The sequence below is a fragment of the Caldisericia bacterium genome (assembly GCA_026414995.1).
Lineage (GTDB): Bacteria > Caldisericota > Caldisericia > B22-G15 > B22-G15 > JAAYUH01.
This window is the reverse complement of record JAOAHY010000047.1, coordinates 1-259: the sequence shown is the minus strand read 5'-3', so window position 1 is coordinate 259 and position 259 is coordinate 1. Positions and strand designations below refer to the sequence as shown.

Sequence of the window (259 nt, the reverse complement as noted above, 5' to 3'; positions counted from 1 at the left end):
GTATAAATACGATATTAAAAAGGACTGAGATTTCCTCAGTCCTTTTAGTTTTTCATCAATCAGCAGGATAAGTGATTATAACTTGTGGTGGATACCAATCAACACGACACCCCATATTTTCAGCAACAAATCTTACCGGAAGCATTGTTCTTCCTTTTATTATAAGTGGAACTACCTTAGGGTTATTCGGATCAATTAAGATATCTTTTCCATTTACCTGTGCTTTATTTTTCCCTACCCAGAGGTTGATTTGTTTATC

Annotated in this window: 1 protein-coding gene; it reads right to left on the bottom strand. The window is 34.7% G+C overall.

The window, feature by feature from the left end; genetic code table 11:
• Positions 1 to 55: 55 nt before the first annotated feature.
• A partial coding sequence (locus N3D74_06710; GenBank protein ID MCX8095854.1) for a copper amine oxidase N-terminal domain-containing protein occupies positions 56 to 259 on the bottom strand: 204 nt, incomplete at its 5' end.